Source organism: Marixanthomonas sp. SCSIO 43207 (assembly GCF_019904255.1).
Taxonomy (GTDB): domain Bacteria; phylum Bacteroidota; class Bacteroidia; order Flavobacteriales; family Flavobacteriaceae; genus Marixanthomonas.
In genome coordinates this window covers 2,061,090-2,078,055 of record NZ_CP063203.1, presented here as the reverse complement: position 1 = coordinate 2,078,055, position 16,966 = coordinate 2,061,090, and the positions used below count along the sequence as shown (strand labels likewise).

Below are 16,966 nucleotides of genomic sequence, written 5' to 3'. Positions count from 1 at the left end.
AATAAATCATTAAAAAACTTGCGTTGCATAACACGGCTGTTTTGCCTACTTTTGTATTTCAAAATTTAGACTATGCAAACAGACCCAAAAACCAATAGTGATCTTTCTTTTGAAGACTTCAAGGCCGAAGTTCTTTCAGATTATAAAATTGCAGTAACAAGCCGAGAATGTAGCCTTTTAGGGCGTAGAGAAGTACTCACCGGAAAAGCAAAATTCGGGATTTTTGGCGATGGTAAAGAAGTGCCTCAATTAGCTTGGGCAAAAGCATTTAAAAATGGAGATTGGCGTAGCGGTTACTATCGTGATCAAACCTTTATGATGGCTATAGGTGAATTGACTATTCAACAATTTTTTGCGGGATTATATGGTCATTCAGATCTAGAAGCAGATCCTATGAGCGCCGGTAGACAAATGGGTGGGCATTTTGCAACACATAGTTTAAATAAAGACGGAAGCTGGAAAAACCTTACCGCTCAAAAAAACAGTAGTGCAGATATTTCTCCTACCGCAGGTCAAATGCCACGTTTATTAGGGTTAGCTCAAGCATCCAAAATCTTCAGAAATGTAAAAGGCATTGAAGATAAAACCAATTTTTCTATAAATGGAAATGAAGTAGCTTGGGGTACTATTGGTAATGCAAGTACTAGTGAAGGATTGTTTTGGGAAACTATAAATGCTGCTGGTGTATTACAAGTGCCTATGGTAATCAATGTTTGGGATGATGAATATGGGATTTCAGTTCACGCAAAGCACCAAACTACCAAAGAAGATATTTCAGAAATATTAAAAGGATTTCAGCGTACCGAAAAAGAAAAAGGATATGAAATAATTCGCGTTAAAGGCTGGAATTATCCCGAGTTGATTGAAGCTTATCAAAAAGCTGGGAAAATTGCCAGAGAAGAACACGTACCAGTAATGATACACGTTCTTGAGTTAACACAACCACAAGGACACAGTACTAGCGGTAGCCACGAACGCTATAAAAGCAAAGAACGACTAGAATGGGAGTCTGAACACGATTGTAATGTTCAAATGCGTAAGTGGATGATTGAAAGCGATATTGCAACAGATGAAGAGCTTTCTGAAATTGAAAAAACAATAAAGAAAGAAGTTCGAGATGGTAAAAAAGCTGCATTAAAAGCATTTTTAGCCCCTCAAAAGAAAGAACAACAAGAAGCTTTAACTCTTTTAGGAAATTTAGCTGAAAGTAGCCAGAACAAAACTTTTATAGAAAAAATTAAAAATGAATTGGCTTCAGATAAAGAGCCACTTCGGAAAACAATTTTGGGTTCTGCAAGAAAAGCATTGCGCTATGTAACTTCAGAAAAATCAACTGAAAAACAGCAATTGATAGATTGGATTGAAAATTACTATGAAATTATTCAACCAAAATACAGCGCCCATCTTTATTCTGAAGCAGAAGAAAATGCCAAAACCATTTCAGAAATAAAACCTACTTATGATAGTGATGCAAAAGAAGTTGATGGCCGTGTGGTGTTACGTGATAACTTTGATGCAATCTTCAGTAATCACCCAGAAACCCTGATTTTTGGGGAAGATAGTGGTGAGATTGGTGATGTAAATCAAGGACTTGAAGGATTGCAAGAAAAACACGGAGCTTTACGCGTTGCAGATGTTGGTATTCGTGAAGCCACTATCTTGGGACAAGGAATAGGAATGGCAATGCGAGGATTGCGTCCTATTGCAGAAATTCAATATTTGGATTATATTTTATACTGCTTGCAAATAATGAGTGACGATTTAGTAACCGTTCGTTATCGTACCAATGGTACTCAAAAAGCACCATTAATTGTTCGTACCAGAGGGCATCGCCTTGAAGGTATCTGGCACAGTGGTTCACAAATGGGTGGTTTAATACACCTTTTACGCGGTATGTATGTTTTGGTACCAAGAAACATGACAAAAGCAGCTGGATTTTACAACACACTACTTGAAACCGACGAACCTGCATTAATTGTTGAATGCTTAAATGGATACCGCCTTAAAGAGAAAATGCCAAATAACTTAGGTGCTTTTAGAACACCTATTGGTGTGGTTGAAACAATAAAAGAAGGTGAAGATATAACCTTAGTTTCTTACGGAAGTACCCTCCGCGTTGTAGAAGAAGCCGCAAAAGAATTACAACAAGTAGGTATTAATGCTGAAGTAATTGATGTACAATCATTATTACCACTTGATCTTAATGAAGATCTAGTAAAAAGTGTTGCCAAAACAAATAGGTTGTTAGTTATCGATGAAGACGTTCCCGGTGGAGCATCATCATACATTCTAGATACCATAATTGATAAGCAAAACGGATACCGTCACTTAGACAGTAAACCGCAAACCTTAACAGCAAAAGCACACAGACCTGCTTACGGAACAGACGGAGATTACTTTACAAAACCCTCAGTAGAAGATGTGTTTGAAAAGGTATATGAAATTATTCATGAAGTAAATCCGGAAAACTTTCCTAAGCTAAGATAAATTATTTCAGAATTTTATAAAAAGTAAAACCCTTATTTTAAAGGTATTACAAAGGTGTTTTTAGAATAGATTTTTAAAAATTACTGTTCAAAATTTGGATTTTACAATTTTTTTATTGAATATTTACAAATAACAAAGTAAAAAAAGCAAGTTATGTTATCTCACAACGTATTAAATAACAATAATAATAACCCGTTGCCGTAGCAAAAACTTGTCGCGATATATAGCCCGTCAGGTTTTTGAAACTTGACGGGTTTTTTTATGCAAAAAAACTACTAACCATTAAAAAAATAGAAATTATGTGTGGAATTGTATGTGCCTTTAAACTAAAAGAATCAGCAGAAGCTTTACGCCTGCAAGTATTATCAATGTCAAAATGCATTCGTCACCGCGGGCCAGACTGGAGTGGAATATTTGATAATGAAAAAGCCATTATGGCTCACGAGCGCCTAGCTATTGTTGACCCTACTTCAGGAAAGCAACCGCTTTATAGTCAAGATAAAAAATTGGTTTTAGCAGCAAATGGTGAAATCTATAACCACCTAGAGCTTCGTAAACAGTTTGAAGAAACGTATGAATTTCAAACAAAATCTGACTGCGAAGTTATACTTCCGCTATTTAAAGAAAAAGGAAGTAGTTTTTTGGATGAATTAAATGGTATTTTCGGTTTTGCTATTTATGATGTTGAGAATGACGAGTATTTAATTGCTCGTGATCATATGGGAATAGTCCCTTTGTATATGGGTTGGGACCAAAATGGAACGTTCTATGTTGCTTCAGAATTAAAAGCGTTAGAAGGTATTTGTACCAAAATTGAACTCTTCCCTCCTGGACATTACCTCTACAGCAAAGAAGGCGAATTAAAAAAATGGTATACACGTGACTGGATGGAATATGAAGCAGTAAAAGACAATGAAACCAGCATTGAAGAATTGCGTGAAGCTCTAGACGCCGCTGTGCATCGTCAATTAATGAGTGATGTACCATATGGTGTTTTACTTTCAGGCGGATTGGATTCTTCTATTACCTCAGCAATTGCCAAAAAATATGCAGACAAGCGCATTGAAAGCGGCGATAAAGAAAATGCTTGGTACCCAAGATTACATTCTTTTGCCATTGGTCTAGAAGGAAGTCCAGATTTGGCAGCGGCACAAAAAGTAGCAGATCATCTAGACACTGTACATCACGAAATAAAATTTACAATTCAAGAAGGGATTGACGCCATTAGAGATGTAATTTATCACCTCGAAACATATGATATTACTACCATTAGAGCTTCTACACCTATGTTTTTGATGGCAAGAGCAATTAAAGCTTTGGGCATAAAGATGGTTTTAAGTGGTGAAGGAAGTGATGAAATATTTGGAGGGTATTTGTACTTTCATAAAGCACCAAATGCAGAAGAGTTTCATAAAGAAACAGTAAGAAAACTAGATAAGTTGCATCAATATGATTGTTTACGAGCTAATAAAAGCTTGGCTGCGTGGGGTATTGAAGGCCGGGTACCGTTTTTAGATAAAGAGTTTATGGATGTAGCAATGCGGTTAAACCCAAAAGATAAAATGATAAATGGAGAACGTATGGAAAAATGGGTACTACGAAAAGCATTTGAAGATATGTTACCAGAAAGCGTTGCTTGGAGGCAAAAAGAGCAATTTAGTGATGGCGTAGGTTACAGCTGGATTGATACATTAAAAGATATGGTAAATGAGCAAGTAAGTGATGACCAAATGGAAAATGCAAGGTATAAATTTCCTATACAAACACCTACTAGCAAAGAAGAGTTTTATTACCGATCTATTTTTGCAGAACATTTTCCAAGTGATACGGCTGCATTGAGTGTTCCTTCTGTTCCATCTGTGGCTTGTAGTAGTCCTGCAGCATTAGAATGGGATGAGAGTTTTAAAAACATGAACGACCCTAGTGGACGGGCTGTTGCAAATGTACATAGTGACGCATATCAAAAATAATTTTTAAAAAAAATTGAATAATCAATAAAACGCCTCATCTTACTTGAGGCGTTTTTTTTATGATGCTATTTAGTTTTTTGTTGTTATTAAAATCAGTATATTATATAATGACGTTTTTAGAAAAACAGTTATTAGTCAGTTTTTGATAAGCATTACTCGTAACTTGCAGTTTTTGCTCCATCAAATATAAATCACAAAACTTTTATAAATGGATTTTACAAACCCACTCGTTTATGGGGTCCCTTGTTTTTTAGGTTTTATTGCTTTAGAGCTTTCGTACAGTAAAGTTTTTGATGATAAAGACCTTTACAAATGGAAAGATTTTATCTCAAGCCTTTCATTGGGTGTTGGTTCGGCAATATTAGGAGCGTTACTCAAAACTGCATCAGTTATTTTGGTCTTTAATTTTGCCTATGACCTTTTTAACCCTGTAGTAGACGGTGTCCGCACCAATATTATGGGTTATGAATCATTCGGGTATGCTTGGTATGTTTGGATTGTTTGTATGCTGCTGGATGATTTTACCTATTATTGGTTTCATAGGCAAAACCATATGGTTCGTTTTCTTTGGGCGGCACATATTGTTCATCATTCGTCAGATAATTTTAATTTAGGTACAGCCGTTAGAAATGGTTGGTTTACCATATTATACAAACCATTTTTCTATGTTTGGATTGTAATAATAGGTTTCCCTCCTGAAATGTTAGTGGTTTGTTTAGGTATCGAGGCTTTATGGCAGTTTCAGCTTCACACACAATACATAAAAAAATTGGGGATTTTTGAAAAGTTTATAAACACACATACTATGCATCAAGTACACCACGCTTGTAATATTGAATATATGGATAAAAACCACGGCGGGATTCTCAATATATTTGATAGAATATTCGGCACTTGGAAAGAATTGGACGAATCAATTGATATTGAGTATGGTGTATCTACTCCACCAAACTCATATAATCTCTACGTAATTTTAATGCATGAATACCAGAATATTTGGCAAGACATGAAAAAATCTAGCAACTGGTACCACAAATTTATGTACGCATTTGGTCCTCCAGGTTGGAGTCACGACGGTAGCACCTTAACCGTAAAGCAAATTCGTAAAGCAATGGCTAAGGAAAAACTTGAAGCGGAACGTAAAAAAGTGGAAAAAGAAAAAGAATTGAAGGTTGCCTAAATGTTAAGGCAACCATTTTTTATCAAAATTAGGTTTCCGTTTTTCTAAAAAGGCATCTCGACCTTCTTTAGCCTCTTCGGTCATGTATGCTAAACGTGTAGCTTCTCCTTCGAACAATTACTTGCTTATCATACCTTCTTCGACAAGTTATAAAGGTAAGAGGAACTAAGTATTAAATAAGAATTCTCAAAAGAAAAATATACCTATCGCTAGGTATTGTTTTGATTTTTAATTTGGTATAGCTTTGATAGCAAACTAGCTATTATGAGAAAGTTGTCATTCATTATGTCACATAAATAACTACAGCAACAACTAAATTGGCATTGAATCAAAGAAAAACTAAAACATTGGAATTACAAGCTGAATGTGTTTATCGATAAAGGGTTAAAGAAGAAGGTTCTCAGTAAAAATATCTAATAATCGATGATAGTTACAGTAATAAATTATAGGCAATCAAAATTACAATTACCAACTTAAGATTTTATTAATCAATAATTTACTGTGTTTTTAAATTAATAACTTAATACTAAAATAATGAAAAAGCTAATAATCCTTTTCTTAATTTTTACAGCAAGTGAAATTGCATCTCAAACCCCAGCAATGACTAGGGATGCTTTGTACTACACGACCCAGCAAATAGATGACCCTAACACATCAGGAAATAATCTCGATGGGTTTGGTCATAAGATTAAAGTTGTTGATGATACTATGCTAATAACTGCACAACAAGATAGTAAAGTGTATGTTTACAATAGAATAAATGGTAATTGGACATTAAGTCAAACAATTACTCCATCATTTGCTGTATCTGGTTTTGGACATAGCATAGATTTTTCTCTAACTGAAAATTTAATGGTAATTCAAAGCAATTCTCATGTTTTTATTTTTGAAAATCAAGCAGGGATTTGGGAAGAAACCTACTTTAGTATTGTAGTAGGTGGATGTGGTGGGGGTTTTGGGGAGTCAGTAGCAATTGGTAAGCCCTTTTCAAGTAATAATGGTGTTCGAATTGCAGTTGGCGCTTGTAATTATAATAATAGTAGAGGCGGCGTGTCCATTTTGAGACGAACTGCTACAGGCTGGGTAGAAGATATTGATAATGCCTTTTTGAATGAATTTGGGCAACCTAATGAACTTTTTGGGGCAGGACTAGCATGGTCTGGACAAAACTTACTGGTATCAGCAACAGGTTCAAATAGCAATACTGGTAGAATACTACAACTAACAATAAGTGAAAATGGACCGGGTAATAATAATCTTCCGGACATTATTCCACCTAATTTAGAACCTGGGGATCTTTTTGGTGCAAACTTAATTGCTAGCAATAATGAATTAATTGTAGCTTCAAAAGGGAAGGTGTTTGTTTATTTAAGGAACTCTATGGGATTCTATCCATCCAATCCAAATCAAGAATTAATTCCAGAGACAAATGCGATTTCAAATTTGTTTGGACAATCGCTCTCATATACTTCGTCTGGTTTTGCAGCCTTGAGCTATAATGGTACTCACATTGGTATATATGTTTATTCCTCCACTAATGGTTCCAATTATGACTTAATGGACATTATAACTTCTTCAAGCACAGGGACCGCACCTATAACACCAAATTTAAATGGACTTTATTTAGGAAATTCTTTCGGTGTAGATGGAGATACAATAAATCCGCTTTTTTTATATGTTGAAAATGGTGCTTCTAAAAGAGTGGTATTGAAATTAAATAGGGCAGAAGTAATACAACAAACAGATTTGAATATACTCTCAAGTTTTTATAGTAATACCAATGGCGACAATTGGGTTAATAATGCCAATTGGACAAGTAATCTTCAACCAAGAAAATGGCACGGCGTTAGAACTGGTGTAATAAATGGAGCTGAAGTGATAACGGGGATTTTCTTGGCAAACAACAACCTAGAAGGAGAAATACCTATCTCTTTTAACAATTTAAGCTCTAATACCATGCTAATTGTTGATGGTAATTCTTTATTTGGAAATATTCCAAATTTTTCTGGTAATGCTAATCTTGAAGCTGTTTTAATTCGAAATAACAATTATCAATTTGAAGATATTAATGTTGTTCTATCTGATTATTTACAAGTTATACCAAACAACTTTTTATATTCCCCACAATTCACAACAGACCCTCCTCAGGATATTGTTACTGGTATAGGATCAAACATTACATTAAGTATGACCCAATATGCTGCCGACGACAGACAAGGTAGTTCATCATTAAACAATCAATTTCAATGGTTTAAAGACGGCTCTAGCATTCAAGATGCCAACGACCCAACATACGATATTGTAAATGCACAAGAATCTGATAGTGGTGTATATTTTTGTCGGATTACTAACCCATTAATACCTGACCTTATAATTGAAAGAAAGCCTATTTCAATTTTTATTGACCCCGAATTAAACGTTAATGATAATAACGTTTCCCAACTAAAAATTTACCCAAACCCTGCAAAAAACTGGATAAATGTCAAACTGGCACAAAAACTTGAAAATAGCATACTAAATATTTATGATCTAAATGGTAGACTTATAAGTAAACAAAAAGTTAATGGGGATACTTTTATTCTTAATATTGAAGATTATAGCAGTGGAATCTACATCATAAGTTTATCTAATAAAGATCGAATTTTAGAACAGCGTTTTATAAAGGAATAAATTAAAGATTTAGCTTTTTTAAACAAATTTTAGTCTATAATGAGTAAAGACAAAAGTGTCGAATGAAATAAAAAACGCACTGTACTCAATTAAACACTTAATCACAAAAAAAATTAATAAAATAATCTGAACTCTAAAAAACAACAAAATGGCAACAATGTATATAGCTCATAGCCATTCAGTTGCTTAATAAAAGTTAAGGCATATTTACAAAGACGCCAAATTTAAAAATTCGGATGTGGGCTTAATTGAAAAGTTCGTGCTTCTTTCACACTACAGACTGTATACCGGCTGTGTCCTTCGAAAACATAATACTGAACAAAACTATCGATATGTATTTTTCAATAATAAATTTAATCTCTTTGAGAATTCCACCTGCGGCAAGTGCATCGCACCCTCCACTTTCTGAAAAGTAAATTTTGTTAGATCATTTTTTTCAAGTTTTTTCAAGTACTCAAAATTTACCAAAACATCCTCTTCTCCAAACAGTAACGCAATGGGTAAATTATTATCATTCAAAACCTCCAATTCATCTTGCATTTGGCTTTCTTGGATAGATTGTAACAAACTTTCCCTAAAATTTGGGTCGGTATTCTTAAGCTGTTCTATTACAAAATCTTTGTGCTCTTTATTCGTCAAGGATGTCGCAAAGAGGTCCATTTCACTTTCGCTCAACACCTTTTTGAACAGTAACGGAATTGCAGGGTGCGGCATAAAAGCTTCTTCAATATTCAAGGGAAGTTGTAGAGGTGGCGTTCCAATTAAAATCATGCCTATGCATTTTTTCAATTTTGGCAGTGCCTGAATGGCCATGTGTCCGCCGAAAGAATGACCAACAACTGTATAGTTTTTTAGTTTTAATTGATTGCAAAACGTTGCAAGATCATCTACAATCTGATGTACCGAATATGTTTCCAACCACTGCGAATCGCCGTGTCCTGGTAAATCCAGCGCCAGCATTCTAAATGCCCTTAACTGCTGGCTTTCCAGTTGTTTTGTAAAAATGGCTTTAGAAAGAGAATTTCCGTGGATAAAAAGAATGGTTTTTTCCGCGATCGGATTTACCTCAAGATAACCTATACGATGTCCGTTTATAATACAACTCTTCTTTTTCATATTTCCTAAAAAATTTCTACAACACCCCAATTTTGTGGCAAAATGTAAGCAAGTCTGCTGTATTGTTACACTGTGCTTTTTGCAACATATTCTTTCGGTGTGTGGTTACGGTATGTGGACTTATAAATAATTTTTCTGCTATTTCATTTGAAGTAAGATTTATTGCCAACAATTTGATTATCTCAAGCTCTCTTGCCGTAAATAAGGATGAGAATTCTTCATATACACGCTTCTTCAGTTCGTCTTGATCAACTTTAGGCGTGATAAAATCCCATTGAACGATTTCAGAATCATCAAAAAATGATATGTCTGTTAGCAATGAGATATTTGACCTGAATTTTCCTTCGGGGGTCCTAGAATAAAACGAAGATTGTCGCAACAGTTTTATATACGTACCATCTTTCTTTCGAAATCTGTAGGTAATGTTCAGGGAAGTATCCCGCATGGACATTTTTTTATTTTCAACCAAATGGTTTACGATTGCTTGCGTTGCCCTACGCACGATTTGAATATCATTGGGGTGTGCAATTTCCAAGATTTTCTCCATAGTGAATTCTTCTTCCGAATAACCAAGAATTTTATCCACGTTTCGTTGGTACACTACACTACCCGATTGCCAATCAATTACATACAAACATTGCGTTACATTTAAAGGAAAATTTTTGACCTTTGTAAAATCGAGAGCTTCCATTTTAGAATAGCCGAAGGTTTTCTGAATGTCTTCAACAAATTCTTTACTGGATTTGAACATAAATTTTGAGTTTAGCGCGTATAAAGACAAAAAACAAATACGTAGGTTTAAAATATTTTAAGGCAACCACTTTTTATCAAAATTTGGCTTTCTTTTTTCTAAAAAGGCATCTCGTCCTTCTTTAGCTTCTTCTGTCATATAAGCAAGCCTTGTTGCTTCCCCTGCAAATACTTGTTGCCCGACCATTCCGTCATCGGTTAGATTCATTGCAAATTTTAGCATTTTTATAGAAGTTGGTGACTTTCCTAACACTTCCTGCGCCCATTCATAAGCAGTTTGTTCTAATTCGTCATGTGGGATTACCGCATTTACCATGCCCATTTCAAAAGCTTCTTGTGCGCTGTAATTTCTTCCGAGGAAAAAGATTTCACGTGCTTTTTTCTGCCCTACCATTTTAGCTAAATAAGCACTTCCGTAGCCACCGTCAAAACTGGTTACATCGGCATCGGTTTGCTTAAAAATAGCATGTTCTTTACTGGCTAACGTCATATCGCAAACCACGTGCAAACTATGACCGCCACCAACAGCCCAACCAGGGACTACACAAATTACAGCTTTTGGCATAAAGCGAATTAACCGTTGAACTTCCAGAATATTTAAGCGATGGTACCCATCCTCACCTACATAACCTTGGTGTCCGCGGGCTTTTTGATCACCACCACTACAAAAACTATAGACGCCATCTTTAGAAGAAGGACCTTCGGCAGATAATAATACCACACCAACACTGGTATCTTCCTGTGCATCGTGAAAAGCATCCAGCAATTCAGAAGTGGTTTTAGGTCGAAACGCATTGCGAACATCGGGACGGTTAAAAGCAATTCGGGCTACGCCATTTGCCTTTTTATAAGTGATATCTGAATATTCTTTAGCTGTTTTCCAGTCAGGTGTACTCATATTTTATATTTTTACGGTAAAGATACTAATTCCCTTGAAGCTGGGAATAATTCTATGTTAATCCATATTTACTTAAAACTAATGAAAAATCTATTATTTTTCTTCGGAATAATCCTTTCAACACTAACTATAACTGCTCAAGAAGCTTATAAGTTCACTACTGAAATTGATCTGGAAACTACACCCGTTATAAGCCAAGGCCGAACGGGAACTTGCTGGAGCTTTTCCACTTCTTCTTTTTTAGAATCTGAAATAATACGGTTAACCGGAAAAGAAATCAACCTTTCTGAAATGTATCAAGTACGTAACACCTACCCAAAAAAGGCTGAAAATTTTATCATGCGTCAAGGTAAAGCTCAATTTAGCGAAGGTGGTTTGGCTCACGATGTTGTTAATTCTGTTCGTGATTATGGTCTGGTACCTCAAGAAGCTTATAGTGGTTTGTTTGCCAATGAAGAAAGTTATAATCATGCAGAACTAGTAGCTGTCTTAAAAGCTATGCTACAAACCTATATTGATAACCCGGCACGTGAATTGAGCCCAAAATGGAGACAAGCAACTGCCGGAGTTTTGGATGCGTACTTAGGAAGCAACCCAAAAACATTTCAGTATCAAGGTAAAGAATACACGCCTCAATCATTTTTAAAAATGACAAAACTGAATCCTCAAGATTATGTAAGTATTACTTCTTTCACTCAAGCTCCTTTTTATTCACAATTTATTTTGAATATTCCTGATAACTGGAGTAATGGAAGCTTTTACAATGTTCCTTTGCAAGAAATGATGGCTACCATTGATCACGCTTTACAAAACGGATTTACTGTAGAACTAGATTGTGATGTAAGCGAACGTACTTTTTCTTCAAAAGACGGAGTTGCTGTGATTCCTGAAGTTTCAGAAAATAATATTAAAGCATTGCAAGGCATTTATCCTGAAAAAAATATCACCCAAGAATACCGTCAAGCCGAGTTTGAAAATTATAATACTACAGATGATCATTTAATGCACATTACTGGTATGCTACGTGACCAGAATGGAACTAAATATTACAAGGTTAAAAACAGCTGGGGCACCGATGAAAGCAGAACAGCCAATGGCGGTTATGTGTATTTTAGCGAGGCTTATATGAAACTAAAAACAATAAGTATTATGGTACATAAAGATGCTGTACCAAAAGCTACTTCAAAGAAGCTATCTTTGTAATTTGGCTTAAAATTTGATATCATTACAATGATGAAAAAGTTTTTCCTTTTACTAGTTTTATTTCCTGTTTTAGCAGTCGCTCAATCTGATTTTGAGACGAAAGGCTTTTCTATCGATGCTGTCCCATCTATAGAAATTAAAGGATTAGACTTAATCCCCTATCACCCGTTTGATGCAAAACAAGATTTTTTTAGTAGTATTTCAATATTAGTACCAGAAATAGCGCCAGTTGTGGTTTCATCAAATGAGTATTGGCAGCCTGTAGATATGTTTTCTGCCGCCACTAAAGACAATAATTTTATTGACTCAAAAGCTACCGGCGATAATCCTTTTACTACTCGATTGAATAATCAATTTGCAAAACCCGGATTTAATGATGCTAACCGCTTCAAAGTATATGCTGATGATGAATATTCACCGGTGCAAAATTCAGTATACAAAAACCAGTCAATGCCTTATTATGGAAACCCTTATTATGGGAATCCTTATTATTATAACCCCTACTATAGGCAATCAAATTTAACATTGTACAGAAACAGAGGCAATAAAAGCACTATAAGTATTCAAGTAAATGAATATTAATCTATTCTATTAATTCTATTCCGTCGCTTTTTATTAAAATTTGTTTGTCTTTGTAAAGACTTCCTATTGCTTTTTTAAAGCTTTTTTTACTTAATCCTAATTCGTTTTTAATTGTTTCAGGATCGCTTTTATCGTGAAGTGGTAAAAATCCTCCTGCTGCTTTCAATTCATCTAGAATATAGTTAGCGTTGGGCTCTATACTTCGGTAACCAGGAGCTTGTAAAACAATATCAATTTTATTGTCATGACGCACTTTTTTTACATATGCGTCTAATTGGTCTCCGCTTCGTATATCTTCAAATATATCATCAATGTATATGAGTCCGTGATGCTTTCCGTTGACAATTACATTGGCTCCTTTGTCGGTTATATGGGTAACAAGAATAAATACTTTTTCAAATTTCTCTACTGTAACAGAAGTATTATCTAAAAAGCGATTGGTCTTGCTAGAGCCTACCAATCTGTTTGTTTTGTCATCCAAATATAAATAAACAATATACCAGCTACCTTCTTTCATTGGTCGTGCTTGTTCTTTGAAAGGAACAAACAACTGTTTTTCTAGGCCCCAATCCATAAAAGCACCGTATTTGTTTACATCACAACATTGAAGGTAGGCAAACTCATTTAACGTTACGTAAGGCTCCAAAGTTGTAGCTATGGGACGTTCTTCGTTATCCAAATAAACAAAAACGTGTATTTCGTCACCTATTTCAAAATGATCGGGCTTGTACTTGTGTGGTAATAATATTTCGCTTTCTGAATCATCTCCTAGATACAATCCAGGATCAGTTTCTCTTAAAATGGTAAGCGTTTGGTGTTTTCCTATTTGAATCATAAACACAAAGGTACTATTAAGGCATCTAAAATATTAAAAAAACGTGTCATCATTTTAAATAATTCACTAATTTCACAAATTATGTATCCAAAACCTGATCATCACGATTTACCAGAGTCTGCAGTACTTAAAAAAGTTTTAAAAACTGAATTGGGCGTAGCCTATATGTATGATGATGTTATAGTTTTTGAAGGTAACGAAGGGGTTACACTTTCATATGAAACCGCATTTTCTATATTGGTTAAAGGTCTTACATATGTTGATAAACCTACTTGGGTATATATTTCAAACCGTATACACTCCTACTCGCTCAACCCACAAGATTATATTTACCTAGAAAAAATCCCTGAATTAAAAGGTATTGCTGTTGTTTCAAATAATAAAATTGGTCAAAAAAATGCAGAAATGGAATCTGCATTCTTTAAAAAACCTTTTCAATCATTCTCTAGTCTATCAAAAGCATTTTTGTGGGCAAAAGAGCTGTTAAGTAAAGGAGAGTAAACTACTACTATTTAATTGCTTTAAAATAATCTAAAAGTACCTGATCATTTACTTCTGGAGGTGTAATAATTTCTAATAAAGCAGGTGTTTTTGCTTTTGAAAAGAAACTGTTTAAAGCCGTATCTAGTACTTCATCACTCGTTACACAAGCATAATCAATATTGTACATTGCACAGAACTGTTTTGCTGTACGTTGATGCTGAGTCTCAAAAAACTGGTTAAAATATGTTGTTTCTTTGGCACCGGGTAAAATCCTAAAAATACCACCACCACTATTATTTATTAGTATAATCTTGAAGGTATTAGGTATGTAGTTATTCCAAAGTGCATTGCTGTCATAAAAGAAGCTTAAATCACCCGTAAGCATTACTGTTGGTACTTTTGAAGCATAAGCTGCTCCAACAGCTGTACTTATACTACCGTCAATACCACTGGTTCCTCTATTACAAAAAACTGCTACAGATGAAGGTAGTTCAAAGAGTTGTGCATACCGTATTGCGGCACTATTTGCAATTTGAAGTTGTGTGTTTTCTGGTATATAATTAAAAAGTTTACAATAGGCTTTAAAATCAGAATACTGAACCTTTGTAATAAAATCTTTATATCGCTCTACTTTTTTATCTCTAACTGCCAACCAGGTTTCTTCATACGTACTATTAGTTTGAGGACTTGGTAGTATGTTTTCAAAAAAAGTATTAGGTGATGTTTGTATATGTTGACTCAATGAAAAATACGTATCATATGCTTTTTTTACATCGATATGCCAATGTTTTTGTGGCGGATAACTACGTAAAAACTTTTTAATTCTTTTTGAAACCACCATCCCACCAAAAGTAAGAAGTATATCAGGCTGTAAAGCCTCAAATTCACTTTCGGTTAACGAAGTAATAAGCTGGTCAATCGCTGATACAAATTTACTATGGTGTAAATTTGACGTAGTTTCAGTTAATATCAAAATACGTTCATCTTCAGCTAAAGCGTTTATATATTTTTCTTCAATACTATTGGGAGCTAAAACCCCTACCAACACCATTATTTTTTTACTAGTACTCCACTGCTCCTTGATCTCATTAATATTCTCAGGAATTTCTTCTGAAGGTAGCCGTGCCGGAACATTCTGTGGTATCACAGCTGGTTCATTGACGGTTTTATATAAAGGTTCATGAAATGGTAAATTGATATGGACAGGCCCCTGCAACTCAATAGCTGTGTTTAAGGCAGTATTTATAGAAGTTTCATTATGTATTTGCGCCTCAGCTTCTGCTTTGCAATTGGCATTGTATAATATGTGCTTACCGTAAACTTCTTCTTGCTGAATGGTTTGCCCATCACCAATTTCTAATAAATGCGGAGGTCTATCTGCAGATAACACTACTAGTGGGATATCGCTGTAAAAAGCTTCGGCTACTGCTGGAAAATAATTTAACAAAGCCGAACCCGAAGAACATACCAATGCAACCGGTTTTTTACTTTGTTGTGCCATCCCTAATGCAAAAAAAGCAGCAGCTCTTTCATCTACAATACTGAAACAATTAAAATTTGGATTTTCAGTAAATCCTATAATTAAAGGAGCGTTTCTAGATCCTGGAGAAATTACTATTTCAGTAATACCTTTGTTTAAACACAACTGTGTTACGGTTTGCGAGAGGGGTTTTTCAGAAAAGTTCATTACTACAAAGGTACAAACAGAAAAATCAATTTTAAAGCATTGGTTGCAGTACCTGAAGCATTGTTTGCAATTTATTTTGAGTTTCTTCCCATTCTTCTTCGGGTTGAGAATCAAAGGTAATTCCGCCACCTACATATAAAGAAGCTTTGTTTTCTTCAATTTTCATACAGCGAAGATTTACATACAGGCAAGATATTGAGTCTTTATCATCAATTGAACCTATAAAACCGGTATAAAATTCTCGTTTATAATTTTCATTTTTCTCAATAAAATCTATTGCTGCAGATAATGGCGTACCACAAACTGCAGGTGTAGGGTGCAATGCAGCGGTAATTGTTGAAAGTGTAGTTTTGTTATTTTTAAGCATTCCTGTAATGTCTGTTCGTAGATGCGCTAAAGAACCGGCTTCATGTGTGTATGTTTTTGAAACTCGCAATACTGAGGTTACTTTTTGTAAACAATTGCTTATAGCGTCTGTTACTACTTGTTGCTCATTTTTTTCTTTTGGAGTCCATAAAGGTGGTTGATCGTTTTCAATTTTCTTGGTTCCCGCAAGAGCCATTGTTGTAAAGGATGTTCCGTTTGTTTGCAATAAGACTTCGGGCGTTGCGCCACACCAAAGACCCGTTTCAGGATGATACCATATGTAACGAAAAGCTGTTGGATATAGGTTAAACAAACGTTGTGAAAGCTTTTCAAAGTTCATTTCAGTAATCGATATTTCTTTTTTTCTAGAAACAACAACTTTATGCGTGTTTTTGTGGTTAATGCCATGAATAGCCTTTGCCACCAAACGCATATAATCTTCTTTTTCTAAAGCGGTATATGTTGCATCAATAGATTTTTTTTCTATTTGATCACTACCTAATTGGGCTTCAAAATGATTAGATTCTTGTAAGGGAATACATACAGTCTTTCCTTTATAATTAAAAGGAGCTATGACGATCCCTTTTTTATCAAAGGTTTCTGATGTATATTTTTTGGAGTTTTTTTGAAGTAAAAGTTCTACTGAATCACTCTCTGGCAGTGAATATAAAACAAAAGGCTTTCCTTTTTTATAGTGGTCAGATATTTTTTCAGTGAGTATTTGTAGATTCATTAGCAG

Annotated in this window: 13 protein-coding genes and 1 pseudogene; 7 read left to right on the top strand and 7 right to left on the bottom strand. The window is 34.9% G+C overall.

The genetic code is table 11. From position 1 onward, the window contains the following. Positions 1 to 72 precede the first annotated feature (72 nt). The 3 genes from INR76_RS09715 to INR76_RS09705 all read left to right on the top strand — a co-directional run bounded on the left by INR76_RS09715 (position 73) and on the right by INR76_RS09705 (position 5,637). A complete protein-coding gene (locus INR76_RS09715) occupies positions 73 to 2,487 on the top strand; it encodes a thiamine pyrophosphate-dependent enzyme (protein WP_223107717.1) in 2,415 nt (804 codons plus the stop codon). Positions 2,488 to 2,786: 299 nt separating this feature from the next. After that, positions 2,787 to 4,457: an asparagine synthase B gene (gene asnB, locus INR76_RS09710; RefSeq protein WP_223107716.1), complete on the top strand. Its 1,671-nt coding sequence runs from the start codon at positions 2,787 to 2,789 to the stop codon at positions 4,455 to 4,457. 208 nt (positions 4,458 to 4,665) lie between these two features. Continuing rightward, positions 4,666 to 5,637 (top strand): sterol desaturase family protein, encoded by a 972-nt coding sequence (locus tag INR76_RS09705; RefSeq protein ID WP_223107715.1) that lies wholly within the window; start codon positions 4,666 to 4,668, stop codon positions 5,635 to 5,637. Positions 5,638 to 5,640: 3 nt separating this feature from the next. Here INR76_RS09705 and INR76_RS09700 read toward each other — a convergent pair. Beyond that, a pseudogene (locus tag INR76_RS09700) lies at positions 5,641 to 5,754 on the bottom strand (1,4-dihydroxy-2-naphthoyl-CoA synthase); the annotation flags it as partial. A gap of 417 nt (positions 5,755 to 6,171) precedes the next feature. Here INR76_RS09700 and INR76_RS09695 point away from each other — a divergent pair. Beyond that, complete coding sequence (locus tag INR76_RS09695; RefSeq protein WP_223107714.1) at positions 6,172 to 8,307, top strand: T9SS type A sorting domain-containing protein; 2,136 nt, start codon at positions 6,172 to 6,174, stop codon at positions 8,305 to 8,307. A 324-nt stretch (positions 8,308 to 8,631) separates the two neighbouring features. Here the strand turns inward: INR76_RS09695 and INR76_RS09690 are convergent, their stop codons facing one another. From INR76_RS09690 to INR76_RS09680, 3 genes are read right to left on the bottom strand one after another with little or no spacing between them, the layout of a single operon-like run. Then, positions 8,632 to 9,423, bottom strand: a complete 792-nt coding sequence (locus tag INR76_RS09690; RefSeq protein WP_223107713.1) for an alpha/beta fold hydrolase — start codon at positions 9,421 to 9,423, stop codon at positions 8,632 to 8,634. Positions 9,424 to 9,439: 16 nt separating this feature from the next. Next, on the bottom strand, positions 9,440 to 10,174 hold the full coding sequence (locus INR76_RS09685; protein WP_223107712.1) for a LuxR C-terminal-related transcriptional regulator: 735 nt from the start codon (positions 10,172 to 10,174) through the stop codon (positions 9,440 to 9,442). A 57-nt stretch (positions 10,175 to 10,231) separates the two neighbouring features. Then, positions 10,232 to 11,071 carry a 1,4-dihydroxy-2-naphthoyl-CoA synthase gene (locus tag INR76_RS09680; protein ID WP_223107711.1) on the bottom strand — a complete coding sequence of 280 codons (840 nt, stop codon included), beginning with the start codon at positions 11,069 to 11,071 and terminating at the stop codon, positions 10,232 to 10,234. An 81-nt stretch (positions 11,072 to 11,152) separates the two neighbouring features. Here INR76_RS09680 and INR76_RS09675 point away from each other — a divergent pair, with 81 nt between their 5' ends. Both INR76_RS09675 and INR76_RS09670 read left to right on the top strand, forming a co-directional pair. Then, positions 11,153 to 12,274 (top strand): aminopeptidase C, encoded by a 1,122-nt coding sequence (locus INR76_RS09675; protein WP_223107710.1) that lies wholly within the window; start codon positions 11,153 to 11,155, stop codon positions 12,272 to 12,274. Positions 12,275 to 12,301: 27 nt separating this feature from the next. Further along, a complete protein-coding gene (locus INR76_RS09670; protein WP_223107709.1) occupies positions 12,302 to 12,856 on the top strand; it encodes a hypothetical protein in 555 nt (184 codons plus the stop codon). 1 nt (position 12,857) lies between these two features. Here INR76_RS09670 and INR76_RS09665 read toward each other — a convergent pair whose 3' ends face one another. Further along, positions 12,858 to 13,691 carry a S1 RNA-binding domain-containing protein gene (locus INR76_RS09665; RefSeq protein WP_223107708.1) on the bottom strand — a complete coding sequence of 278 codons (834 nt, stop codon included), beginning with the start codon at positions 13,689 to 13,691 and terminating at the stop codon, positions 12,858 to 12,860. A gap of 81 nt (positions 13,692 to 13,772) precedes the next feature. On the opposite strand from INR76_RS09665, the gene INR76_RS09660 reads away from it, so the two are divergent. Then, on the top strand, positions 13,773 to 14,192 hold the full coding sequence (locus INR76_RS09660; RefSeq protein WP_223107707.1) for a hypothetical protein: 420 nt from the start codon (positions 13,773 to 13,775) through the stop codon (positions 14,190 to 14,192). A gap of 7 nt (positions 14,193 to 14,199) precedes the next feature. On the opposite strand, the gene menD is transcribed toward INR76_RS09660, so the two are convergent. Both menD and INR76_RS09650 read right to left on the bottom strand, forming a co-directional pair. Continuing rightward, positions 14,200 to 15,861, bottom strand: a complete 1,662-nt coding sequence (gene menD / locus INR76_RS09655; RefSeq protein WP_223107705.1) for a 2-succinyl-5-enolpyruvyl-6-hydroxy-3-cyclohexene-1-carboxylic-acid synthase — start codon at positions 15,859 to 15,861, stop codon at positions 14,200 to 14,202. A gap of 31 nt (positions 15,862 to 15,892) precedes the next feature. Beyond that, the gene (locus INR76_RS09650; RefSeq protein WP_223107704.1) at positions 15,893 to 16,960 is read right to left on the bottom strand and encodes an isochorismate synthase; all 1,068 of its coding nucleotides are present in this window, start codon (positions 16,958 to 16,960) and stop codon (positions 15,893 to 15,895) included. Between the last annotated feature and the right edge of the window lie 6 nt (positions 16,961 to 16,966).